The 24,268-nt window shown below is 56.5% G+C and carries 20 protein-coding genes and 1 pseudogene; 8 read left to right on the top strand and 13 right to left on the bottom strand.

The window, feature by feature from the left end; all coding sequences use genetic code 11:
* Positions 1-67 precede the first annotated feature (67 nt).
* From HY298_04400 to HY298_04380, 5 genes and pseudogenes are all read right to left on the bottom strand, one after another.
* Positions 68-1,435 carry a hypothetical protein gene (locus tag HY298_04400; GenBank protein MBI3849519.1) on the bottom strand — a complete coding sequence of 456 codons (1,368 nt, stop codon included), beginning with the start codon at positions 1,433-1,435 and terminating at the stop codon, positions 68-70.
* 31 nt (positions 1,436-1,466) lie between these two features.
* Positions 1,467-1,820 carry a zinc ribbon domain-containing protein gene (locus HY298_04395; protein MBI3849518.1) on the bottom strand — a complete coding sequence of 118 codons (354 nt, stop codon included), beginning with the start codon at positions 1,818-1,820 and terminating at the stop codon, positions 1,467-1,469.
* 46 nt (positions 1,821-1,866) lie between these two features.
* Complete coding sequence (locus tag HY298_04390) at positions 1,867-3,558, bottom strand: SBBP repeat-containing protein (protein ID MBI3849517.1); 1,692 nt, start codon at positions 3,556-3,558, stop codon at positions 1,867-1,869.
* A 499-nt stretch (positions 3,559-4,057) separates the two neighbouring features.
* A pseudogene (locus HY298_04385) lies at positions 4,058-4,774 on the bottom strand (radical SAM protein).
* Positions 4,771-5,538: a hypothetical protein gene (locus HY298_04380; GenBank protein ID MBI3849516.1), complete on the bottom strand. Its 768-nt coding sequence runs from the start codon at positions 5,536-5,538 to the stop codon at positions 4,771-4,773. Before HY298_04380 ends, HY298_04385 begins: the two are co-directional and overlap by 4 nt.
* Positions 5,539-5,625: 87 nt before the next feature.
* On the opposite strand from HY298_04380, the gene HY298_04375 reads away from it, so the two are divergent.
* On the top strand, positions 5,626-6,315 hold the full coding sequence (locus HY298_04375) for an LON peptidase substrate-binding domain-containing protein (protein ID MBI3849515.1): 690 nt from the start codon (positions 5,626-5,628) through the stop codon (positions 6,313-6,315).
* Positions 6,312-6,752: a DUF1844 domain-containing protein gene (locus HY298_04370; protein ID MBI3849514.1), complete on the top strand. Its 441-nt coding sequence runs from the start codon at positions 6,312-6,314 to the stop codon at positions 6,750-6,752. Before HY298_04375 ends, HY298_04370 begins: the two co-directional genes overlap by 4 nt.
* A 27-nt stretch (positions 6,753-6,779) precedes the next feature.
* Here HY298_04370 and HY298_04365 read toward each other — a convergent pair whose 3' ends face one another.
* Positions 6,780-7,922 carry a peptidylprolyl isomerase gene (locus HY298_04365; GenBank protein ID MBI3849513.1) on the bottom strand — a complete coding sequence of 381 codons (1,143 nt, stop codon included), beginning with the start codon at positions 7,920-7,922 and terminating at the stop codon, positions 6,780-6,782.
* A 30-nt stretch (positions 7,923-7,952) separates the two neighbouring features.
* Entirely contained in the window at positions 7,953-9,542 is a 1,590-nt protein-coding gene (locus HY298_04360; protein ID MBI3849512.1) for a phosphoglycerate dehydrogenase, read from the bottom strand.
* Positions 9,543-9,774: 232 nt separating this feature from the next.
* On the opposite strand from HY298_04360, the gene HY298_04355 reads away from it, so the two are divergent.
* Positions 9,775-10,515: a hypothetical protein gene (locus HY298_04355; GenBank protein ID MBI3849511.1), complete on the top strand. Its 741-nt coding sequence runs from the start codon at positions 9,775-9,777 to the stop codon at positions 10,513-10,515.
* Positions 10,516-10,569: 54 nt separating this feature from the next.
* On the opposite strand, the gene HY298_04350 is transcribed toward HY298_04355, so the two are convergent.
* Complete coding sequence (locus HY298_04350) at positions 10,570-12,003, bottom strand: alkaline phosphatase family protein (protein MBI3849510.1); 1,434 nt, start codon at positions 12,001-12,003, stop codon at positions 10,570-10,572.
* Positions 12,004-12,105: 102 nt separating this feature from the next.
* Between HY298_04350 and HY298_04345 the strand changes: the two genes are divergently transcribed.
* Positions 12,106-13,764 (top strand): alkaline phosphatase family protein, encoded by a 1,659-nt coding sequence (locus tag HY298_04345; protein ID MBI3849509.1) that lies wholly within the window; start codon positions 12,106-12,108, stop codon positions 13,762-13,764.
* Positions 13,765-13,831: 67 nt separating this feature from the next.
* Here HY298_04345 and HY298_04340 read toward each other — a convergent pair whose 3' ends face one another.
* Both HY298_04340 and HY298_04335 read right to left on the bottom strand, forming a co-directional pair.
* Positions 13,832-14,479, bottom strand: a complete 648-nt coding sequence (locus HY298_04340) for a class I SAM-dependent methyltransferase (GenBank protein ID MBI3849508.1) — start codon at positions 14,477-14,479, stop codon at positions 13,832-13,834.
* An 86-nt stretch (positions 14,480-14,565) separates the two neighbouring features.
* Positions 14,566-15,375, bottom strand: coding sequence for a hypothetical protein (locus HY298_04335; GenBank protein ID MBI3849507.1), 810 nt, complete (start codon positions 15,373-15,375; stop codon positions 14,566-14,568).
* A gap of 313 nt (positions 15,376-15,688) precedes the next feature.
* On the opposite strand from HY298_04335, the gene HY298_04330 reads away from it, so the two are divergent.
* The gene (locus HY298_04330) at positions 15,689-16,495 is read left to right on the top strand and encodes a hypothetical protein (GenBank protein MBI3849506.1); all 807 of its coding nucleotides are present in this window, start codon (positions 15,689-15,691) and stop codon (positions 16,493-16,495) included.
* Here the strand turns inward: HY298_04330 and HY298_04325 are convergent, their stop codons facing one another.
* Positions 16,496-17,929 carry a hypothetical protein gene (locus HY298_04325; protein MBI3849505.1) on the bottom strand — a complete coding sequence of 478 codons (1,434 nt, stop codon included), beginning with the start codon at positions 17,927-17,929 and terminating at the stop codon, positions 16,496-16,498.
* A gap of 141 nt (positions 17,930-18,070) precedes the next feature.
* Here HY298_04325 and HY298_04320 point away from each other — a divergent pair, with 141 nt between their 5' ends.
* Together HY298_04320 and HY298_04315 are read left to right on the top strand one after the other, a co-directional pair.
* Positions 18,071-19,474 (top strand): alkaline phosphatase family protein, encoded by a 1,404-nt coding sequence (locus HY298_04320; GenBank protein ID MBI3849504.1) that lies wholly within the window; start codon positions 18,071-18,073, stop codon positions 19,472-19,474.
* Positions 19,464-21,359, top strand: coding sequence for a sulfatase-like hydrolase/transferase (locus HY298_04315; protein ID MBI3849503.1), 1,896 nt, complete (start codon positions 19,464-19,466; stop codon positions 21,357-21,359). Before HY298_04320 ends, HY298_04315 begins: the two co-directional genes overlap by 11 nt.
* 62 nt (positions 21,360-21,421) lie before the next feature.
* Here the strand turns inward: HY298_04315 and HY298_04310 are convergent, their stop codons facing one another.
* Both HY298_04310 and HY298_04305 read right to left on the bottom strand, forming a co-directional pair.
* Entirely contained in the window at positions 21,422-21,814 is a 393-nt protein-coding gene (locus HY298_04310; GenBank protein MBI3849502.1) for a hypothetical protein, read from the bottom strand.
* Between the two features lie 387 nt (positions 21,815-22,201).
* Positions 22,202-23,470, bottom strand: coding sequence for a competence/damage-inducible protein A (locus HY298_04305; protein ID MBI3849501.1), 1,269 nt, complete (start codon positions 23,468-23,470; stop codon positions 22,202-22,204).
* 275 nt (positions 23,471-23,745) lie between these two features.
* Here HY298_04305 and HY298_04300 point away from each other — a divergent pair, with 275 nt between their 5' ends.
* A complete protein-coding gene (locus HY298_04300; GenBank protein MBI3849500.1) occupies positions 23,746-24,216 on the top strand; it encodes a transcriptional repressor in 471 nt (156 codons plus the stop codon).
* Positions 24,217-24,268: the final 52 nt, after the last annotated feature.

Below are 24,268 nucleotides of genomic sequence, written 5' to 3'. Positions count from 1 at the left end.
TCACATTCATCAGCCTGCTTTCTTCACCGGCACACCTGAAGAATTCCCGCTAATCTGGCCATGACGATCACCGGACTTCAGGTGGTGGCGCGGCTTTGGTGATTGTTGGGGCCGCAATGGTGACCGGATTTTTGTCCGGGCGCAGTTGTGCGCGCCATGCGTCGAGCAAGTCCAGTTCATTGAGGGTTTCCTGGAGAAGCGGGTCGAAGTCCGGTCGTTTTTGTTTCCTATTCGCGAAAGCCAGCTCGGCCTTGTCACGCTTCTGCAAATAGGCATCGAGCGTCCGGCGGTAATCGTCGGCAACATAAATCAAATCCTGGGAAACGCGCAGCCGCAGCATTTGCAGTTCATTGACCTTTTGGCGCAGCACCCGGTTCTGCCGCAGGAAATCCCATTCCTTGATGATCGTCTGGAGCGACACCTCGGTGTGCAGGGGGAGGTCATTGGTGTTGGCGCGCACTTCCACCGAGGAACGCAAAATGTCATCCAGCTTTTTCCAGCTATCTTCGCTCGGCCAGGTTTGGGTCAGGTCGCGCCCGGTGAAGTGAACCAGTTGGAGCGCCCACCATTTCTCAACGTCCAGCGGGCTTTTGAAACGCGAACGAAACGCGCGCAGAAAGGTGGTTTGCCAGTTAAAATCGTGCGGCAACTGCTCGACCATCGTTCGCATGCAGGCCCGCCCGTTGTTCAGCTCCAACAATTCATGGACGAACAACTGCGCGCTGCTGCGATAGACTTCGCCCGCCTGGCTCGACAACTGGTCTGCCGTCGGCCAGCTCAATTGCTCGAAGGTCAGTGCTGGACTCGAACACAAGCGTTCGTGCGCCGCGGTGAGCGGGTCCGTCCGGCGCGCATTGCGCAAGGTCTGGCTGATGGCAAGTCCATTGATGGTCTGCTGCGGGAACGGCACGACGAGGTCGATTGCACTCTCGGCCATCAATTCCTGCGACAAACCCTCAGCCAGCCACAACGGAATCTCGGCCTGGCGCGCGCCTGCATTGCGGTTGGCCATTTCCAGCAACACCACCCGCACCATGGCGCGGAGCAGGCGCGATGACTCCACCGCATCCGGCAACTCCACTTGATACATCCAGCCATCGGTGAACTGCGAAGCATTGATCGCGATGCCGTCATCGACGCTGCGCACCGGACGTAACACCACATAAATTTTGCCGCGCCACGAATTCGCCGCGCCCAATTCATTCGCGAGAGCCTTTTTGATGCGTTCACAAGAAATTGCCAGGATCGGCGGCTCCAGCCGCACCAGATTGGTTGCGTTGCTCAGGCTGGGCGGCAACGCTTTGCCGTGACGAGGGCCGTACACAATAAATTGCCCGGTGGTGCTGCGCGCCGTCACAGGATCCAGGTAATAAGCCTGGCCTCGCGCATCGGGCAACAGAAACCAAACGCAAACAATGACCACAAAATGTTTCATGGTTGGCCGTTCCCCGGCAACGTACGTTGGCTCAGGTTTTCTTGGCGGACGACGTCTTAGCGACTTTGCTTTCGGGTTTGCTTTCTGTTTTCGCCGGTTTGCTCTCGCCCGACGGCTTACTATCGGCGGCAGGCGCAGCGGCAGGAGCAATATCTTTCTTGGCGGCTTCCTTGTATTTCTCGCTGCGATAATCGGTGATGTAGAAGCCGGTGCCTTTGAAAATCAGACCGGCGCCGGAGACAATGGCCCGTTTGACTTTGCCCTTGCCCCACTTTTTTATACCGCAAAGTTCCTTCGGGCACACCGTCAACGGCTTGTCGGCGATGGACTGAACTTTCTCAAATTGATGATTACACTTCTCACAGACGTACTCGTAAGTCGGCATGGTGACAAGTTAAGCATCAGGCGGGCGATCTGGTCAAGCTGACAGACTACCTCTGCAATCGGAAGAATTGGGCGTCAGCCGCAACTTCATTCGTAACGAAGTTCCGATAGCCAACGATCCCGACTAGATTTGTCACTGGTGACCAGTTGGTACCCGCTGGCAAAGCGGTTGCGCTTTCGAGTTGGAAACCCGGTTGATTTGTCGGCCAAGAGATGACGGCGGTGTTCCGTGCAAGAATGATATTGAGCCGCGGTGGGTCGGCGTCGATGCGCGCTACAAAGACGTCATCGTTGCCGCTGGTTGATAGCGTGATGTTGTCAAACGGAGCGTTGGTAAGTGAAAAGTAACCGATTACGGCGCAGTTGCCCTCAGCGTCCGCAGAGATCCCAGAGAAAACATCGATGTAGTTGCCGCTGAAATCTTTTCCGCCTCCGAATTGTTTGCCCCACAACGCCCCGCCGGAGACATCGTATTTAGCGACAAATGCGGATGGGTATCCATTTGGGTTAGTATAACTGCCTCCAACATTCGTGAGAATAATGCCATCGAATGCGAGAGTATTGAAAAATCGCCCACTCAAGTAGGAATTTCCCACCGCGTCCACTGCAATTCCAAACGTACCTTCCGGATAAATGATGAGGCCAGGACCGAAGTCAGACGCATTCCGGGCCCAGATTGTAGTGCCACTCGCATCGTATTTTAGCAGGAAAAATCCCGCGTTCGTCACAGTCAAGCCGTCGATAGTAATGGGACTCAATGTTGAAGCGTTGGCATTGGCATAGCCTAAAACGTACGCGTTTCCCAAGGCATCCAGCTTGAGATCAATGGCACCATCCCAATCGCTGCCCCCTGCTCGTCTTGCCCATAGGACAGTCCCTTCATTGTCGCACTTGATTACAAATGCATCTTGGTTTCCAGCGTTTGTTAATGTGAAGGATCCGAACGTCACAGTTGTCGATTGGAATGATCCACAAAGATAGTAGTTGTACGACGATTCGACGGTGATGGCCGCGGGGTCGGCGAAATTGGAGGATGGCAAGCCGTTCGGGTCTCTGGCCCAGACCCAATTACCTGCCGGGTCGCACTTCGCAACATAACTGCTGACATAACCGTTGTTTGTTCCGAGCACATTCGTGCCGAAATAGCACGGCGTTGGACCATACCGTCCAGTAATGAAAGTATTTCCAGTCGCATCCACGGCAAAGCCCGCATCCGAGACGGTGTTTGTTACGCCATTCCCCCCGGCTTGGGTGGCCCAGACCAAGTTGCCCGCACCGTCATACTTCGCTATGAACACGTCTCTACCTGAGTTGCCACCATTCGTGAGTGAAGTTCCGCCAAAATCGACAAACCGAAGGAACGTGCTGGTCACATAACTGTTGCCAGCTTCATCCGTCCCGATTCTTTGAGTTTGTGTGGCGCCGAGATTGGTACGAGGCCCGATCTGTTTCACCCACTGCGCGACGCCAGCGGCGTCAAACTTCGCGATGAAGACGCCGCTGTTAGTCAGCACGAAGCTGCCGATAATGGCATTGGTACTTTCGGTTGTGCCGACAACAAACGTATTGCCATCAGGATCAATGGCAACACGAGATGCATAATCGTTTGCGACTCCACCCGCTTTCTGTGCCCAGCGGAAGGTGGGCGCGTCCGCCTGCGCCATGTTGATTGAGATGGATGCGCACAAGGGAACGACGATCGAGGCGAGCAACCCAAAGCGAGGTCTGTAATTGTTCATGAACCGTTCTTTTCGACGAACTGTCGAAAGGTAAGCCGTCCTAACCGCCAATACAACTCATCGTCCGCTCCGGTTGCACAAACTCCGGCTCGCCGATGTGATGACGGTCTTCCTTTTGCCAGACGACGGATTGCAGCCAGCCAGCGATCTCCTCGTCGTTCGTCTCATCGCGCAACAGCGAGCGCAAGTCGTGTTCGACCACACTGAATAGGCAGGTGCGGATTTTGCCGTCGGCGGTGAGGCGGAGCCGATTGCAATGGCCGCAGAAGGGTTCACTCACCGGCGCGATGATGCCGATCTCTCCGCGTCCGTCAGAGAATTTCCAGCGCTTGGCGGTCTCGGATTGGTTGTCCGATTGCACCGGCAAGAGCGCCGTGCGCTTCGTGGCAGTCGAGGCAACGAGGCTTTGACCGTCTGGTTGAGAGTTGAGGGTTGAGAGTTCAGGGGAAGATATCAGAGCCTCGTTACCTCGGCTGCCACCGGAGTTGGAGAAATGCGTCTGAAGTCGCCGCAAAATATCGCGACCGTTCATGACGAGTTCCTTTTGCCAGGCGCGCGCGGAATCGAGCGGCATGAATTCAATAAATCGAAAACTCAGATTGCGTTCGCGCGCAAAGCCGGCGAGCGATTCGATCTCGTGGTCGTTGATGCCGCGGATGATGACGGCGTTGACCTTCACGGGATTAAAACCAAGTTCCTGCGCCAGGCTGATGCCCGTCAATACTTCGTCCAAGCCGTCGCGACCGGTCATCTTTTTGAAGTTCTCGCGGTCGAGGGAGTCGAGACTGAAGCTGATGCGTCGTAGTCCGGCGTCGCGAAGAGCACGGGCCTTTTGTGGAAAGAGAAATCCGTTCGTCGTCATCGCGAGGTCTTCGATGCCGGGGATTCTGGCAACCCGCGCGACGAGTTGTTCCACGTCGTGACGCAAGAGCGGTTCGCCGCCGGTGAGCCGGACTTTCTGAATGCCCAGATCAACGGCGAGCCGCACGACGCGCTCGATTTCCTCGAAAGTCAGGATGTTCGACCGAGGCTGCCATCGGTGCGCGATGGGCGCGGGGTTGGGCAAAGTTGCCCAGCGACCCCGATAAAAATTTTGCGCCGCCTCGGTTTCCGGCAGGCAATACAGGCACCGGAAATTGCAGCGATCGGTAATGCTCACGCGCAGGTCGCGCAAGATGCGGCCATGCGAATCGATGAGCAAATTCGCGCGGATCATTTGGGCGGCGCCGGGGTGTTGGTCTTGGGCGGAATCACTTTGACGGTGCCGTCGGCGTTGACTTCCACGTTCAGGTCGAAGGCGTTGGTCCGCGGCGCGGTCGCTGGCGCGATGCCTTGCATCAGTTTTTGCGCGCCCTTGACGTCCTGCGTCCCGTAGAGGCCCTGGCGAATCCATTCCAGACGTCGCGCGATGGAAAGCTCCTCTTTCAGTTTGCTGACTTGGGCGCGCAAGACGGCGAGGTCATTGAACTGGCGTTCCAGTTCGGCTTTTTCGGCCATCATCCGCTTGAGTTCTTTTTCGAGAAAAGCCTTGTCACCCTCGGATGCCGCCAGTTTCTTCTGCGTGTCGGCAATCTTGCCTTCGAGGTTGCCGATGGAGGTCTTCAAGTCCACAGCCTGTTTGTCGAGCGCCTCTTTTTGCGTTTCCAATTCGGCGATCTTGGCATCGCGTTTGGCCATTTCTTCGCGGGCGGCCTTGAGTTCCTCAGCGGTCTTGGCGAGGTTGGAGGAAACCACGTTCAGGTTGTTGGAAAGGCTGGCGCCCTCGGCCTTGGTTTTGGTCAATTCCCCTTCCAAGGTCAGATTGACCTGTTTTTGTTCGTCCAATTTGGCGCTGGTTTCCACCCATTGATTGGAAAGGTTGAGGATTTTCGCCTCGTCATTCTTTCGCTGGTCGGTGGCTTGTTTGTTGTTGTAGATCAAAATCCCAACGAGCACCACGCAAGCCAGAACCAGTATGATGTATCCCAGTTTTGTTTTCATAAGGCGCTAAACATGGAGTTTTTGAATCCAGTTGGCAAGCCTCTATCTCAGTCTTGATTAATAAACGCGTCCGCCTAGATTGTAGGCATGAAGTTGCCGCACGAGGTGCCGGTGATGACCCTGCCCAACGCCACGTTGTTCCCGCAGGCGCTCATTCCGCTCTACATTTTCGAGCCGCGTTACCGCCAGATGCTGGCGGATTCGCTCCATTCGCACCGGATGTTCACGGTGGCGATGCAAAAACCGGGGCGCACCCGCGAAACGCCCTCCGCGGTGGCGGGGTTGGGTCTGATCCGCGTCTCGGTAGGACACAAGGACGGCAGCTCGCATGTAATTCTGCAAGGGATTACGCGCGTGGAATTGGCGGAGACGGTGCGCTACAAGCCCTATCGAATCCAGCGCATCCGGCCGTTGCTGTCCGCCGCCACCGACAACGTGGCGGTGGATGCGTTGATGGCCAAAGTCCGTGAATTGCTGGAGGAGCGAATGCGGCTGGGTTTGCCTTTTCCTTTTCCAGTGATCTCGCAGTCCAAGACGACCAAAAAGTTCGCCGATCACCCGGCCCCGGCGAATTTTTCGTTCAAGGACGTGCTCGACTACCTGGATAAATTGACGGATCCGGAGCAGGCTGCTGATTTGATTTCCTGCGCCGTCCTGGCCGGCCCGGTGGAACGGCAAACCATTCTGGAAACCGCCGATCTGCGGGAACGCCTCAAACATTTGATTCACTTCCTGCTGGCGGAAATTCGCGACCAGGGAAAGGACAACATCGCATGAACGAAACACCCGCACACGACAACGCGCCGGCCTACGCCAGCGGCGAAGAAATGAGGTCCGCTCTGTTCGCCAACATGATCGTTCAACAAACCAACCTGGCGATGATGCTGCTGGGCAAAGTGCCGCATCCGGAAACCGGCCAACACATCCGGGAACTGGATGGCGCAAAAATGTTCATCGATCAATTGGAAATGCTGGAGGTCAAAACCAAGGGCAACCTGGAAAAGCAGGAGGAAGCCCTGCTCAAGCAAAGCCTGATGATGCTGCACCTGGCTTATGTGGAAGCCGTCAACGCGCCGGCACATCAGACGACGGCCACAGCGAACAAGCCAGGAGCCACCACGCCCACCGAACCGGCTACCAGCGCCACAGCGAACCCGCCATCCGTTCCAGCCAGCGAAGAAGAATCGCGAAAGAAGTTTTCCAAGAAGTATTGAGCGGCGGCAGCCGCCCTTCGTTGCAGGTTATTTGTTCTCTGGTTTTGGAGCGGGCTTCTCCGCAGGTTTCTCCACGGCTGCCGGTGGATTATCGTTCGCCTTCAGCTTCTCATCCAGAATCTCCACGTTCGCCTCCTTCTTGAGTTTCTCGAAATACTCCGGCAACTGCTTTTGAACTTCTTGATTCGTCAGGCCGTCTTTGACTTCCTTGGTCACCTCGGCCAACGGCACCTTGCGCGCCGGTTTCTTTTCGCTCAGCTTGATGACGTGATAGCCAAACTGCGTGGTGACGATGTCGCTGATTTGATTCGTGCCGAGCGCAAACGCGACTTTTTCAAACTCGGGCACCATTTGGCCGCGCGGAAACGTGTATTCGCCGCCCTTGTCCTTCGAACCGGTGTCCTCCGAGAATTCCTTGGCCAGCTTGGCAAAATCCTCGCCGGCGCGGGCGCGCTTCAGGATGTCCTCCATCTCCTTTTTCTTCGCCGCCTTTTTTTCCTCTGACAACTCTCCGCCGGTGATGGAGTCGCGGGTGCCGAGCAGGATGTGACTGGCGCGCACCATCTCCGGCTCTTCGAATTGCGCGGGGTTCTCGTCGTAATATTTTTTGACCTGGTCATCGGTCACGGTGATTTTGGATTTCAGTTCACGTTCCAAAACCGCCTCGCCCGTGGCCTCGTCGAGCAGCCGGGCTTGCATTTGCTCCACCGTCATGCCCATGGACTTCAACTGGCGGACCAGCACTTCTTCCGAAGGCGCGCGGCTCTTGAAAGTGGCGAAACGTTTTTCGCTCATTTCCTTGCCTTTGGTTTTGTCGGCGTCCGTGGCCTTGGTGAGCAGAAGCTGGATTTGAATCAGGCGCTCCAGCAATTGTTTTTCGAGCAACGCCGCCTGGCCCTCCGTGACGTTTTGACCGCGCGCCGCCATGGTGGCCTTCAGCCCGGTCGCAACCTCGTCCAACTGGCTGCGCTTTAGTTCAAAACCCTTGCCCTTCACGATGACGGGATCAGCAAACAGCGGCGCGGGTTTGGCGGCAGGAGCGGCGTCGGTCTTGGCGGGCGCATCTTTCGCCTCCGGTTTGTCGGCCGGTTTCTCGGCGGCGGTCAGACTCGTTAAAGCAAGCGCTGTAATGCCGAGCAAAAGGGCGACGATTTTTTTTGGTTTGTTCATATTATTATCAGTTGTTTTGTTACTGCCGGACTAAAGCTTCACCACGCGCACGTTGCTGATGTCCGGGTCTTTCTGGATTTCCTCCAATACCGCCGGCGGCGGCACGCTGTCGAGATTCAACACGGTCAAAGCATGGCCACCGGCAATATCGCGTCCCAGACTCATGCTCGCAATGTTTACGTTATGCCGGCCCATCAGCGTGCCGAGGTAACCAACGATGCCGGGCCGGTCCTTGTTGTTCATCAGAAACAACACGCCTTCCGGCACAATTTCCACCGGCTGACCGTTCAGGCGGACAATGCGCGGCTGGTTTTTTGTTCCGTAAAACGTGCCGCCCGCAGAAATCTTCTGATCGCCGGCGTAAACCGCCACATGCAACCATTGGCTGAAATCGGTTTCCTCGTTGGACTTGATTTCTTCGACGCGCAACCCCAGCGAGTTGGCGAGCGTGCGGACGTTGACCTGGTTGACATCCTTGCCGCCCGCCGATTCGAGAAATCCTTTCAGCACAAAACGGGTGATCGGATCGCCGGGCACTTCCGTCGCCTTGCCGCCATAAGTGATCACGAGCCGCTCGTTGCGCTTGGGCGCCAGTTGCGCGATCAGTCGCCCGAGTTTTTCCGCGAGATTCAAATACGGCTTCACGAGCGCGTAGGTCTTGGCGTCGAGGTTGGGAAGATTGACGGCGTTGCGCACGGCGCCGTTCAGCAAATAATCAGTGATGGCTTCCGCCACTTCAATGCCGACATTTTCCTGCGCTTCCTCGGTGCTCGCGCCGAGGTGCGGCGTCATGATGACCTGCGGCAAATCGCGCAACGGAAAATTTCCCGGCGGCGGTTCGGTTTCATAAACATCCAGCGCCGCGCCCGCCACCTGGCCGCTTTGAATCGCGGCGAACAAGTCGGCCTCGTTGAGGATGCCGCCGCGGGCGCAGTTGAGGACGCGCACACCGCGCTTCATCTTCGCAAACGCCGCGGCGTTGAGCATGCCTTTGGTTTCATCGCTCAAGGGCATGTGCACCGTGATGAAATCAGCCCGGGCGAAAATGTCGTTCAGTTCGGTCAACTCCACCTGCATGGCATTAGCGCGGGACAACGTCAGGTACGGATCGTAAGCCAGCACGCGCATGCCGAAGACGATGGCGCGCCGGGCCACTTCGCTGCCGATGCGCCCCATGCCGAGGATGCCGAGGGTTTTGTTGTAAAGTTCCACCCCCTGAAACACTTTACGGTTCCATTCACCGGCTTTCATCGACGCATGGGCCTGGGGGATCTTGCGCGCCAGCGCCATCAACATGGAGAAGGTCAGTTCCGCGGTTGAGATGGTGTTACCGCTCGGCGTGTTCATCACCACGATGCCGCGTTGCGTGGCGGCCTCGACATCGACATTATCAACGCCCACACCGGCGCGACCGACGACGCGCAGCTTTGACGCGGCTTCGATGACCTTGCGGGTCACCTTGGTTTCAGACCGGACCACCATGGCGACCGCATCGGCCACCAACGGCAACAACTCCGCCTCGGGCAGCCGCTTCTGCAACACAGTGACCTTGAACTCCGGTCGTTGTTGCAGCAGCGCAATCCCTTTGGGCGAAATGGGGTCGCAAATCAAAACGTTCATAAAATGGAGTGCGGACTCTAGGGGAAGGTGGCCGGCAGGTCAAATCCTCAATCAGGAGGAATTTAGCAGTGCATTGCGGCCCTCGCGTCCAGTGCGGCCTAGATCAAGCCAAACAGTCGCGCTGACAATTTCAAAAAAAAGCTGGACGTCGCAGTTCAATCCGGTTTTGTTTGAACCGTTGCAGTGCAAGGTTGTCATAATCTCAATCTCAAAACAAAAAGCGATCAAACTGATGAAAAGAAAGAACTCGTTACTCGCCACCATCGTGTCCATCTCAATGGCTTCGGCCATCTACGCGGTCGTTCCGCCTACCAATCCGCCGCCGACGTTCAGCGCTTCGCAAACTTTTACCAACCAGTTCTTCCCGTTTCAGACCAATGCGGTGAAAGTCTATCAAGGGAAGAGCGGAAAGTCCAAAGAGGTGGTGGTGGATCTTTACACCACTGACACCCGCAGCTTTATCTTCAATCTTGGCCTGGTGACCTGCCGCGTCCTGCAGGAAATGTCCTTCGATGACGGCCAGCTTGTGGAGATTTCACGCAATTTCTTCGCCCAATCCGACAATGGCAGTGTGTACTATTTTGGCGAGATCGTGGACATTTATGAGAACGGCGTGATCACCAACCACGAGGGAAGCTGGCTGGTGGGCGGCGCCACGTTGCCCTCGGACCCGCCCGGCACGGGCAATGCCTCCGCGCCGACCCTGTTCATGCCCGCCAATCCGGAGCTTAACGACACATTCAAGCAGGAAGACATCGCGCCCATTGCAGATGAAACGGACATGGTCATCGGCGTCGGTCTGAGCGTGAAGGTTCCGGCGGGTCAGTATGCGAACGCGATTGAAATTCTTGAATCCACGTCGTTGGACTCGACGACGGAAAAGAAATGGTATGCCCCGGGTGTCGGTGTCATCAAGAGCATGGCGAAGGGCGAGAAACTTCAATTGATCTCCTCAACTTTGCGCTCGCCGTAGTAAACGCTGCAGCACTTGAGCGAGTCGTGTTTGACCGGGTTGGCGAAGAACCAGTTACGCATCATTGACAACGGGCAGCGGCTTACCTTGCATGTCCGATGGTATCGCCAGGCCGTAGAGCTTTAGCAACGTCGGCGCGATATCGAGAATGTCCAGCGGCGGAATCTTTCCCGGCTTCAGTCCCGGCAGGTTCAGCACAAACATCGCATCCTGCGCGTGGTTCGCATCGTCCGGCCCGGTGTCATTCTCAAACACGTGGACCGCGTTGTAACCGATGCTGCCGATGGAACGCCAATATAGGTCGCCGAAGATCACAACAAGATCGGGCCAGACGCCGTTGCATTTGCGATACAACTTTTCCGGCCGATAAACGCGAGTGCCGATGGGCCTTCCGTTCTCGTCGCCGAGCGCCTCGAGCTTGCGAATCAATTCATCTCGCACGGCTTCGTAATACTTTGGCTCGATCACGCCCTGCGGCTCGCGGCCTTTGACGTTGAGGAAAACGCGCGCGTAATATCCGCCCTCGCTCCAGGCTTTCGTCGCATTCCAGTTCACTTTGTTTTCGGCAACGAGTTTGCCGAGTGCCTTCGGTTGCTGTGGATATTCCGTAACAGTCAGGTACCCCTCGCGGATCAACCATTCGTTCACCGCGATGCCGCCGTCGATGCGTTTGGCGCCGTGATCCGAGACAACCAGAATGGCCGTTCGCTTACGGTCGCTTTGTGGAATCGCGTTCACCAGATCCCCAATCAACCCGTCCACGAAAACGTAGTAATCGCGAATGGCATTGGCGAACTGCGAGTTCGGCTCGTGCTTCCTGTGCTGCGGATCAAAGTACTTCCAGAACGCATGGTGAATGCGATCCACACCCATCTCCACGAGCATGAAAAAGTCCCACGGCTTCGTCTGCAGAAAATGTTTCGCCAGTTTGAAGCGCCGCTCGGTCATCTGATAAATCTCACGGAGCACGTTCTTCTTGTTGTCGGTGCGATAATCGGAAACGTCCACCATGTATTCATTCCTGCCGAGGACGGCGTCGATCTCGTCCCGCAACTCCGGCGGATGAGTGTATTGACTCGTTGCCGGATCGGGCGTGAGGAAGCAACTGACCATTGCGCCGTTGACCGGCGAGATCGGATACGTTTGCGGCACGCCGAGCACCACGACGCGCTTGCCGGCCTTGGACAAAATATCCCACAACCGCGGCTCGCGAATTGAAGTTGCCGTGGCGAACGTCAGCCCGGCGTAGCTGTAATCCTTGCGGTTGCGAAAGCCGTAAACGCCAAGCGTGCCGGGGTCTTTGCTGGACATCATGCAGGCCCACGCGGGCACGGTGATCGGCGGCACCGTGCTGTTCATCGTGGACCAGACACCGCGCTCCATCAGCGCGCGCAGGTTCTGCAATTGATCGCGCCACTTGTCAAACACAAGCGACGGCTCGGCGCAATCCAGCCCAATCACCAAAACTTTTTCGATTTTCGGAGGCATCCCGGCTTCAGCTTAAACTGAACGACTCAGTTGCGGGAAGAAGTTTTCATGCGCAGACCTTTTCCTTGTGACTCATTTGCGCGCTTGTTATATCAGCGCCCGGTGAATTCCGCGTCACACTCAATCAAACCCGCCGAACGCATATTGATCCTCGGCCTCGACGGCGCGACCTGGACCAATCTATCGCGCTGGATCGAGCGCGGCGACATGCCGGTGCTGAGACGAATGCGGGACGAAGGCGCGTGGGGCGTCTTGAATTCCACAATTCCCGCGTTGACACCGCCTGCCTGGGCCAGCCTCGTCACCGGCACGAATCCCGGCAAACACGGCATCTACCATTTTCGCCACGCGCCGGCGGGCGATTATTATCAGCGGCGACTCAACAACTCGCGCGATGTCGCCAGCCCGACGCTGTGGCAACGGCTCAATCGTCACGGCAAACGCGTCGGCGTGTTCAATGTGCCGCTCAGTTATCCAGTCTATCCGGTGGACGGCTTTATCACGAGCGACGCGCTCTCGCCGGAAGCCACCGGCCTGTCCACGTATCCGCCCGAACTGGCGGCGGACTTCAAAGATTTCGTCATCGACGTGCTAAACTATCCCGGCGCGTTGCCGGGCACGGCGAATTACGCGAGGGAAATGCTTGCCTTCATTGATGAGAACGAGCGCGTACTGATTCACCATGCCGACGTCGCGTTGCGGCTGATGAAAACACAATCGTGGCAGTTCTTTATGGTCGTCTGGCTCGTGCTCGACCGCTTGCAACATTACTGCTGGAAATTTTCCGACCCCGCGCTCGAAGGCGAATTGAAGACCGAGGAAGAAAAGCAAATCGGCGCGCGAGTGCGATTGCTTTTCCGCCAACTGGACGCGCAGATCGGACGGCTCGTGGAACAGGCAGGTGAGGATTGCGCGCTGGCAATTGTCTCCGATCACGGATTTGGGCCGATGCCCGGCGCATTCTTTCACTCCAATCGCTGGCTCGAACAACAAGGTTACTTGCGATTGCTGCCGGCGTGGCATTGGAAGCGGGTCGTCCACGGCAATTTCCCGCGCGTGTGGAAGCATCGCTTCGGCCTGCCCATCGATTCCAAATTCGGTTTCGTGGACTGGCGAAAAACCAAAGTGTGGGCCGACCCGCTGGAGTCACGCGCAGTTGGCATCCGAATCAACTGCGCTGGTCGTTATCCGGAAGGCATCGTCCCGGAGTCCGAATGGAAATCGCTGCGTGAACGAATTGCGACCGAACTCGCCACGTTGAAATCGCAGGATGGTGGCAAGCAATTTGCCGAAATCCATCTCGGCGAAGATTTGTATCGCGGCGCTCATGCGGATTCCGGCCCGGACCTGGTGGCGATTCTGTCCAAGCCGTTCGATGTGCCACCGAGTTTCCGCCGCGACCTGCGCTCGAGAGAATTGATTTCCTCAAACCACCAGGTCCTCCGCGACGGCGGCCACGAGCCGGAAGGAATCGTTCTGTTGCGAGGCGCGAACGTCAACGCCGGGACCAAACTGTCGCCGCAACCCATCGAGTCCATTGCGGCCACCGTGCTGCAACTCTTCGGCCTGCCGATTGGCGACGACATTGACGCCGAGCCGATCCTCGCGGCGTTGAATGAGGAGTTTCTCCGCGCGTATCCGCCGCGCCGTGAATCGGAGACAGCCCGGCCCGCGTCGCCATCGAGCAGCCAACCGGAGTATTCGGACAAAGATTCCGCGCTGGTTGAGGAACGGCTGCGAAAATTGGGCTATTTGGATTAACTTCGCGCCCCGTGGTAATGCCGGACAAAGGTTGGATCAAATTGTGTGTGGTCGAATGCGCCCGAATTTACGTTTTCTCCAGCACAAAATATTTCTGCGCCACCCAAAACGGACCGGTTGGCACGACTTTGTTGACGCGAAAACCGCAGTCGCTCACCTCCTGACGGAACTGGGCGAGCGTCGGTTGATCCTGATAAGGGGGCTTGCGACCTTTCAAGGTTTTGAGCAATCGTCGCACCGCCCCAAAGGCGTGATAATCAAAAAACGAGACCACAACATAACGCCGTGCGACGCGATGCAACTCACGGAGGAAAATGGCGCGTTGCTGCGCCGACAGAATGTGATGCAACAGCCGGTTGCAAAACACGCAATCCACCGCGCCATTGGCCAGCGGCAAATGCGCCGCGTCAGCCCGCACGAACCGGCTGTTCACGCTCGATTTCTCCGCTCGATTGCGCGAAAAGACGAGAATCTCTTGTGCCACATCACCCTCGATCACCAGCCTGTCCTGTGCTCCCAGCGCTGCGAGGAAACGCCCCGCGCCCGACGGAACATCCAAAACGCTCCGGCACTCAGTCAGTTCGCCGAGAATTTGCCGCACGGCGCGTTGCTCCCGCTGATCGATGCGCTGACGCGGTCCGCGCTCGAAACGCGTGGCATACTTTTCGGCTTTCCTGGCGCTTTGAAGCTTGTCGCGGTACGTCTCGATGCTCATGCGGCCCGCATCGTATGGCACAGTTAGCGACAATACAAAATGGAATTCACGGCTCCCGACCACATAGTGAATGAAAGATGGTGCAGTCAGAACGAAATCGCCGCGCCGGCGGTAATGAACGGACCAATTTCTGCACGGACATGGTTCGGGAGTCTTTGATTGTCGCGATAATCAATCAATTCCCCACCACCACCAATGAACACACTCGGATTGACCCGATGGCGCTTGGGCGCCAGTTTGAAATTAACTGTCGCGGTCAGCGTGGCAATTTGCGGAGTGTTGGAAAGCGGTATCGAAGCGTCGCCGCTGAAGTGAAAGCTGACGATTGGGTTCAAGCAGTAAGCGCTTTCGAGTCCAAATCGGCCGGCGCCCTTTGCATAGCTTCGGCGGGCGGTCTGGGTGGCCGTCGAAAGCTGATAACTGAAATCAAGCACCGCCAGTTGTGTCTTCGGGAATAGTTCCAGCCTGCCATCAAGCAAGTCGAATCTCCATCCGCCGCCGAAGTTAAACCAGTTAAATTGATTTTGCGTTGTGAATTGATCGCCGGCTGCAAACGAAACGCCGTGGCTTATCAACGAACGCGCCAGATTCCCCGATCCATCCAATCCGATGATTTGATAACCGCCGTAGAAATCGAAATGCTGCCATTGTAGATCTAGTCGCATGTCATAGAATCCCACGTCGCGAATGTTGAGGTCTGCAAGAGTTGGCCGCTGGTGAGTCGATGTGCCCGGCCTGCCGCCCGCCGGGGTCTGCAAGAAGCCATCAACCAAGCCAAAGTTAAATGAGCCTCTTGTCGTGATATTCACCGCTTGTTGAGGCTGGTCGGAATCTTCGGCAAGCAGACGAACTACTGCCATGGACGACATAAACGCCATGATTGCAAATGGCTTCACTAATTCCTCTTTCGCTCAGGCGGTTTTGATTTCTGAGTCAAAGCAATCGCCCACGAACTCAACAGTTTCACTTGCTGCTAAACTGATTCTTCCAAGTGGGCAAATCAGTTGACGGAGCCGAGTTTCCCAAAACTTTTGGTCTCGACAAGTTCCAAACCTAACCGCCCACTTAAAGACAATGATAAGGCCCATTGGTGGTGAAAGCAAAGCAAAGAAATTGATTCGCATGGTTTTGAGAATTGCGGTGTCATGGCCGGAGCGGCGGTAAGGCCGTGTTGAAAGGCCGCAGTACATCACTGGAAGAATCATGGGTATGGATTGGCTTGTTGTCGATGCGAGATATAAATCTGCCTTCGAGCGCCTTCGGCTGGATTCGTGTTCCCGCGTCATCGATTTCTTCCGCGGGAAAGGCGATCCGAACCGGCGCGCCCTGGTTCAACAAAAGACGTTTGAACTTGCCGACGGTTCATCACTCCAGGTTTTTTACAAACAATACGAGTTCGCCGGGCCATCGTGGCGATACCTTTGGCGCTCCTCCAAAGCCCGGTGCGAATTCGAAAACTACAAGGCCTTCGAGCAACTCGGCATCCCGTGCGCCGAGCGCATTGCCTGCGGTGAGCAGCGGGATGGGTTGGGCCGGCTTCGACGCGCGTTCATCGTTACTAAAGCGCTTTCCAACTCCGGCAACCTCGTCGAATTCATGCGGAAACATTGCCCCACCCGCACCACGGTCGAATTCAGAAACATTCGGGCGCACCTGCTCACGCAGCTTGCCACGCTGACTCGCCGGATGCACTCGGCCAGATTTTTCCATCATGATCTGGTATGGCGGAATGTGCTCGTCGAATTTGCGCCTCCGAACGGGCCGAAGTTGTGGTTCATTGATTGCCCGCGCGGGCAGTTTGATCGCTGGTCGCCGCTGCGAGGGCGGCGACAGCTCAAGGACCTGGCTTTGCTCGACAAGTCAGCCATGGAATTCTGTACCCTCGGCGAGCGGCTTGAGTTTCTAAAGCTGTATCTTGCCAAAACCAAAGTGGACACCGCCGTGAAGCAATTGGCGCACAAAGTTTTTGCGTATGGGAAACAGCGGTGGCCGAAAGTTCAGAAGCCAATCAACTAATCACGCGCCGCGCGGTACTCGCTTGATTTTCCGCGCCTGGCAATAGGCGCGAAGGAAAAGGACGCGGTCGGTTCGTGCCACGTTGGGATATTTGGCGGCGGCGCGCGCGAGACGATCAAGATCCGCAGCCGCAAGTTGGTCGGGCAACTGTCTGACGTAACTCAGCGCATCAAGATCGAGCAGGAACAACTTGCCGGTGTGGTCGCGGACGATATTGGTTTCTTTCAAATCGCTGTGGGAGAAACCTTCCTCATGCAGTTGAGCGATCAGTTCCGCGGTCTGTTTCACAAGGTCGCGCGGCGGGCGCTGCGCCGGACGCAAAAGAACTCCGAGATCAGTAGCACCGGGAATTTCTGCGCTGACCAGATAACTGCGCGTCAACACCCGCAATACGCGTCGCTCGGCGGCGGCGAGCGGTCGCGGCGTTGGGAAGCCGAGCAATTCCAGGTGATACGCCTTTTGATAGGCGCGAAAGGCGCGCGAAGGACGAAACAAGTCCTTCACATAGTTCAAACGATTCTTGATGTTGAATCGTTTCAAAACCAGTCCGTCGAAGCTGCCAACCGTCGATTGCCGGTTCGGGCCGGACTTGAAAAGCTTGGCGCAGTTCTCCAAGGCGGTATCGGGATTCTCCAGCAGCGCGCGCAATTTATCGTCGAAGAACTCCAGGCGCACCCACCAACGCAATCCGCCAATTGTTTTTGCAGTAAACCGAAGATTGTCTTCCAAACAGCGGCTGGAGCGTCGCATCCACAAACCCCGGCGAATGACCTGGCTGCGTTCTTGAATTCTTGAAATCAACCCGGCATCGGCGCCATAAGTTTCAAAGAATTTTGGTCGCAACAGCACAAAAATATTGAGGTAGGCCAGGTTTTCGATGCGTTGTTCTTCCGTCAACGGCGGCAACAGCTCGCTGCGGTCCACGTCGATGCGGCACAACTCCAGCGGGCAGGCCTTGACCAGAATATTGTGATGCAAGTCGCGTTGCAATACACCCTTGTCGTGCATGGTGCGCAAGAGCCGCGCGAGCGCGGTGTGTAATTCGTCGGTTTCCTGGTGCGGAAATTTGTCCAGCCGCACGCCGTCGAATCCCTGGGTGACGAGGATGCTTTGTTGCAGACCAGTCGCCGTCCATTGTTCGCCCATGGCGAGGTGGGGCACGACGGGGATGCCGAGGGCGGCGACTCGCGCGGCCAGCGCCCACTCGCTTCTGGCCTCGGACGGTTTGAAGTAGAATTTCAGCGGACGCAATCCCTTGGCCGCGTTAAGATATCTTTTAACGAAAACGGTCAGCCCGTTGATTTGATGGACGGTCACCAGTTTGGCGGGAGTTTTTTTGATGACCTGACCTGGGTCGGCAAGCGTTTTTGCGAGTAACGGTTCAAAAGCTGGCGCCACGGTCCATCGGACACCGTCTTTTTCGAGCTGAATCACAGCGCGAGCTTAAAGAGGAGAATACAGGGCTGTCAACCTGACGGCAATGTGCAGTCGTACGATCAAATCGAACGAAACAACCAGATTGCTGTCGGACTAACTAAGGTCGCGGTGGTTCAGGCAGGTACGAAGCGACCGGTAATGCGCACGAAAGTTTATTTCTTCCGTTTCGGCTGCCTGGCGATTGTTACATTGCTCGCGATTACTACGCTTTGTGCCTATAGGAATTCGCGGCTGCGGCAAGCGTCGCGACCGGGCCGGACTTTCAGCCCACCGCCGGGGCTGGAAAAGATCGAGCACTTCGTTTTTATCGTCCAGGAAAACCGGAGTTTTGATCACTATTTTGGCACCTACCCCGGCGCCGACGGTATCCCCAAAGGGGCAAGCGTGCCCGATCCCCAACACGGGCCGCCTTTGCATTCATATCACGACACGAACGAAATCAACCGCGGGGGTCCGCACGACTGGGACAATGCCTGGGCTGATATAAATGGGGGAAAAATGGATGGCTTTTTACAGGAAGCTTACAAAGGAAAAGTCGTCAATACGCATGATCCCAAGCACGATCTTCCGTCCGACCTTGATCCGGCGGTTGGCAATAACCCTCGAGATGTGATGGGTTATCACGATTACCATGAGATTCCGAATTACTGGAACTATGCGCGTCTGTTCGTGCTGCAAGATCACTTCTTCGAATCGGTCGCCTCTTACAGCTTGCCGGCACACCTCTACATACTTGCGGCACAGAGCGGCGGGTTCGTCACCCCGCGGTTTTCTCTGAAGTCAACTTTCTCAGGTCGATTCAGGGGCGGCACACCCAAGGAATTCACTTTTCCTCAAATCACTGAATCTTTGACCAGCGGCAAGATTGATTGGAAATATTACGTGACTTCAGGCAAGCTGCCCGACACCGAGGATGCTCACGTTGTCGGTTCCCAATCGGATCAGGAACAAAGCCCACATCGATTTAGTCATTGGAATCCCCTGCCCCGGTTTCCCAAAGTGATGAAAGACCCGCACCAGCGCAACCGGCTGGTCGATTCCTCGCAATTCTACGTGGACGCCAAAAATGGAAAGCTGCCACAGGTGTGCTGGGTCATTCCCTCAAGCTCCACCAGTGAGCACGCGCCCAACAGCGTGCGCGCCGGCATGGCGTACGTCACGGGCCTGGTGAATGCTGTGATGCAAAGTCCGAACTGGAGCTCAACTGCAATTTTCATCTGTTGGGACGACTGGGGCGGTTTCTATGATCATGTGCCTCCGCCCAAAGTTGACAAGTACGGCCTCGGCATCCGAGTGCCCGGACTGGTGATCAGCCCGTATGCGAAACAAGGCTACATCGATCACACCGTTCACGCCTTTGAATCGTGGCTGCGCCTGGTTGAGGAACGGTTCGGCCTCAAGCCGATGATGGCGCGTGACGAAAATGCCGACGACATGATCGACTGCTTCGACTTCACGCAACAACCGCGTCCGCCGGTTCTCCTTTCGGCCACTCGCCAAGGCTCTTCTTATCCCCAGCCCCTTCAGAAAATTGAACACTGAGGAAATAAATCGCTCTGCTGGCAATTCTGGAACAGCAGCCAATGCGGAGGCGCTGGTTTATTTCTACCTCTTCAATGTCGGGATGCTCATGGTCGTGGGTCACGCCTATCTTTCGAACGTTCCCCAAGGCACATCGTTTCCGGGCTGGCTGGCGACACTGCTCGCGTTCGCGGCCAACTTTGCGATGTTGGCGCTCGTCCCGCTCATTTTATCTCTGCTCGCGTTGGTGGCGCGGCGCGGATGGGTGACCCTGACGGCGGCAGTCGTCTTGTTCGGATTCCTTAACTTCTTCATCTACGCCGATTCGGTCATCTACAGCCTCTGGCGGTTCCATTTCAACGCGGTGGTCTGGAATCTCATCACCACACCCGGATCGGCCGACAACGTGATCGCAGGACGCAGCACTGTGCTCACGACGCTGTTGATTGTGATCCTCATCTTCGCGGCGGAGATCGCGTTTGCGGTGTTCGCCTTGCCGTGGTTGGGAAGGCGGCCGAATGCAGCCGCGTCGCGAAACAAGAAGGCGTCGCTGTGTTGTGGCGCCGTGGTTTTAAGCCTGATCGCCCTTGATAAAGCGGGGTACGCGGTCGGCGACCTGCGCGACAACCAGGAGATCCTCCGGGTAAGGCAACTCCTGCCGTTGTATCAACCGCTGACCATGAGGAAACTTGGCCACCAGCTCTTGGGCATCAAAACTTCCGCCATCGTGGGCCTCAAAATGCACAATGGCGCAGGTTCATTCGATTATCCCAAGGCGCCGCTGCGATTTCGTCCCGACGCTCCGCATCCGAATATTCTCATCATTGCTGTGGAAGGCGGCCGCTTCGACATGTTGACGCCCGATGTGATGCCGTTTCTGTCGCACTGGGGCGCGACGAACCTGGTCTTCAATCAGAACTACAGCGCGGGCAACACCACTCGCTACGGCATCTTTGGATTGATCCACGGCATTTACGGGACGTACTGGCAACGCGCCCTCGCCGAACGCCAAGGCCCGGTGCTCATCAGGTCGCTCAAGCCGCTGGGCTACAACTTCCGCATCCTCTGCGGCACAAGCCTGAACTATCCGGAATTTCGCAGCACGTGTTTCGTGGACGTGCCGGAGGCGATCACTGACAGTTGGAAGGGCGAGCGGGTTGACCGCGACCGGTTGATGACGGATGAGTTGATCCGGTTTGTCGATGAGAACAAAAAACCTTTCTTTGGTTTCATGTTCTATATTGCTTCGCATCAGCCGTATTATTACCCGCCAAACCATGCGGTTTTTGACACCGGCGGCGTGAGCGAGGACTTGAATTACATCAAGCTGGCCCATGCGCCCGCGCAGATGGAGCAAATCAAAAACCGCTACAAGAACAGCCTGCATTACGTGGACGCGGAGATCGAACGCGTGCTCAAGGCGATGGAAGATCGCGGGTTGATGAACAACACGCTGGTGTTTATGCTGGGCGATCACGGCGAGGAGTTCCGCGAGCTGGGACTTTTCGGACATGACAGTTCGTTCGACAAGTATCAGACCAAAACCTTCATGGTCGCGCACATTCCCGGTGAAGCGCCACGCAAGATCGAACGCCTGACCAGTCACATGGACGTGCCTTCGACCATTCTCACCTACATGGGCGTGGAAAACCCGCTCTCCGATTATACGCAAGGCATCCCGCTGCTGTCCGCGGAGCCGCGCCCGTTTGTGTTTATCGCAAGCTGGGACAACGCCGCGATTGAAGACGGAAAAATGACGACGACTTTCGGCACGGAGACCTACAACACGGAAATGACCGTGTTCGACCAGAACTACACTCCACTGCTGAACCAGCGCGAGGCGATCAGCGCGCGTCAGGCGCAACTGCTCGACACGCTCGGCAAGATGAAGCAATTCACAAGGTAGCGGACTGGAGTTTGCTCGTAGGGAGACCGCGTTCTGTCAACCAAGACACTCCTCGCCATGAATCAGTGTCCTGATTTCATTGGCCGGCCGCCGCTTTTCTCAATCGCATCGTCAATCTCTTCTGGGAAGCGAATCGTTTCGTTCAAGGCAACGATAATTTGTTGGAAGTGCTGACAATCGGCGTAAACACATTTTCGTCCTCTGCGAACTTTCAGCCACTTCTCGCAGACCTGATGGCCACGCAAATGAAATTCCCAAACCGCTTTTGAGACGCCGCCGAACAATTGCCACGCGTTGATCCAGACACGCTTGTCGTCGTCCGTGTATTGGACCTTTTCCACGGTGTCATTGCCCTTCAGCGGAAACGTCGTTTTGAAGTTGTCGAACCTGGGTGATTCCATGAGATACAGGGCGACCAGTTCCGCGCCCTCTTTGCGGCGAGCACGACGGAACATTTTCAAATCGCTCGTCAGGGGCAGGCGTGAAAATCAATTTTCAGAAACTCAGCGCAACGCTCTCGATACGTCGGCGAATGAAAACTGCCAAGGCGTAGTGAAAAACATCTTCCGGCTCGTTCTTCTTTTTCAAATCACCGCGACCCACGGGCAGCCACTTCCAGCCGGACCGTTGCAGGAGGTCTTGAACACACTTGGAATTTAAATTCGCGCGGCGCGCTGAACAGCCCGGAGAAGGCTCGACAACGCCATGAGCATCGCGCCACAGTCCTTTGCTTTACACGCCGATGGTGATTTTTGCCACCGGACTCCAATCGCCGTTAGGCTGGCCTTTGTCCCAAAAGCGCATCTGGCGTTTGCGCGTCTCGGCGAAGGATCTGCGCTAACTCAACTCGCCGCCATCATCGTTCGCCGCAACATTTCCAGCGCCTGTTGTGAAGTAACCTGCTTGAAGGTTTCGCGGTCGTAACGGTTGAGCAGCTGTGCGACCGTGGTCGTTCGCGGCGTGGCCAGGGCAATGAACACGGTGCCGACTGGCTTGGCGTCGGTGCCGCCGCCCGGTCCGGCAATGCCGGTGACGGCGATGGCGTAATCGGTTTGATTTCTTTGGCGCGCGCCCTCGGCCATTTCGCGGGCGGTCGCTTCGCTGACGGCGCCATGTTGCGCCAGGGTTTCCGGGCGAACACCGAGCAGACGGATTTTGGCTTCGTTGCTATAGGTGACAAGGCCGGCGAGAAAAGCCTCCGAAGCGCCGGGAACGTTGGTCAGCCGATTCGCGAGGTGACCGCCGGTGCAGGATTCGGCCAGTGACAATGTTTCCTTTTGTTCCGTCAGCCGTTGGATGATCACCTGCTCCAGTTCATCCTCGCCCACGCCAAAAATGTTCCTGCCGATGATTCCGCGAATGATCTGCTCGGCATCGGCGACGGTTTGCGCCGCACGTTGACCATTGGCAACGAGGCGGACATCCACTTCGCCGATCCGCGCGCAGTAACCGATGACCAGCCCGGCGTCCGTCAGCGGCTTCAACGGACCGACGATTTTTTCCTGAACGATGGATTCTCCCAGCCCGGTGGTTTTCAAAGTGCGACAAACAAACGCCCTCTCCAGTGGAAAATATTTTCGGAGCAGCGGAACGACCTGCACGGTAAACATGGGTCGCAATTCGCGCGGCGGTCCGGGCAGCATGATTAGCAAACTCGCCACTCCTCCCATTCGATAAGGATTCGGGTTCACTGCGATCGCCAACCCCGGAGCCGTGCCGTTATGGTTTGGCAACACGATGGCGCCTTCCGGCACGAGCGCCTGGACTCTGGTGCTGCTCGGCATCGGCCGTTTGAGTTTCGCGAAAAGCTCTTCGATCCTTGCCAGAATGCTCGCGTCCTCAATCAGTTTTTTCCCCAGCAACTGCGCAATGAGGTCACGGGTGAGATCGTCGGAGGTCGGGCCGAGGCCGCCGGTCGTGATCACGAGGTCGGCGCGCGTCAACGCTTCCTTCACGGCCTCCAGAATGGGCGGGCTTTCGTCGGCAACGGCGACCTGCCGGTTGACGGTGTAACCGAGGTTGCCGAGTTGGCGACAGAGCCATTGTTGATGGGTGTTGAGCACGAACCCGAGCATCAGCTCGCTGCCGGTGTTGATGATTTCGATGTGCACAGCGACGGGAGTTTCAGGTTGCCGGTTGCACGTTGCAAGTTCTCAGTGGCGTCGTGCGAACTGATTATTCAACGGTTACGGCCGCCGGCGGGGATCGAGTATCATGCACCCTCGGACGACGGTCTGAGGTTGGAGTTCAAGCTTCAGCTTGTGATTTCGCGCCGCCAACCTGACACGCTGAAGCGTGAACTCCAACATCCTCTCTGACCTCCAGGTCAGGCAGCAACGACCAACGCCCGCGTTGACTTGGCCGTTGGTTGACCTATAATTTCGCCATGTCGGTAGCGAGTAAAGAGTCGAGTAAACAGAGATTTCTGCGGTTTCTGGCGAACAAGAACCTGCGCATCACTTCGCAACGACAGGCCATCGTGAACACGGTGTTCGACACGGACGAGCATTTCACCGCCGAGCAGTTGCTGGAATGGTCACGCCGCCTGGACAAGTCGGTTTCGCGGGCCACGGTGTACCGCACCTTGCCTTTGCTGACCGAGAGTGGACTGGTGCGCGAAATGGATTTCGGCAAGGACCACAAGTTTTACGACCCCAACTACGCCGAACATCCGAACCACAACCACCTCATCTGCCAGGACTGCGAGAAAATCGTCGAGTTCGAAAGCGAGAAGATTTCGCGGATTGAAAACGAGATCACACACAAGCTCGGTTTTTCGCTCAAGTCACAGCGTCTGCAAATCACCGGCACGTGCGAGGAGTTGAAGAAGCTCGGTGCCTGCAAGAATAAGTGTTAACGACATTTCTCATTCCCCTACAGCAACCGACATCAAAAGAACCACGGCGACC

Source organism: Verrucomicrobiota bacterium, assembly GCA_016200005.1.
Lineage (GTDB): Bacteria > Verrucomicrobiota > Verrucomicrobiia > Limisphaerales > PALSA-1396 > PALSA-1396.
This window is presented reverse-complemented; position numbering and strand designations above follow the sequence as displayed.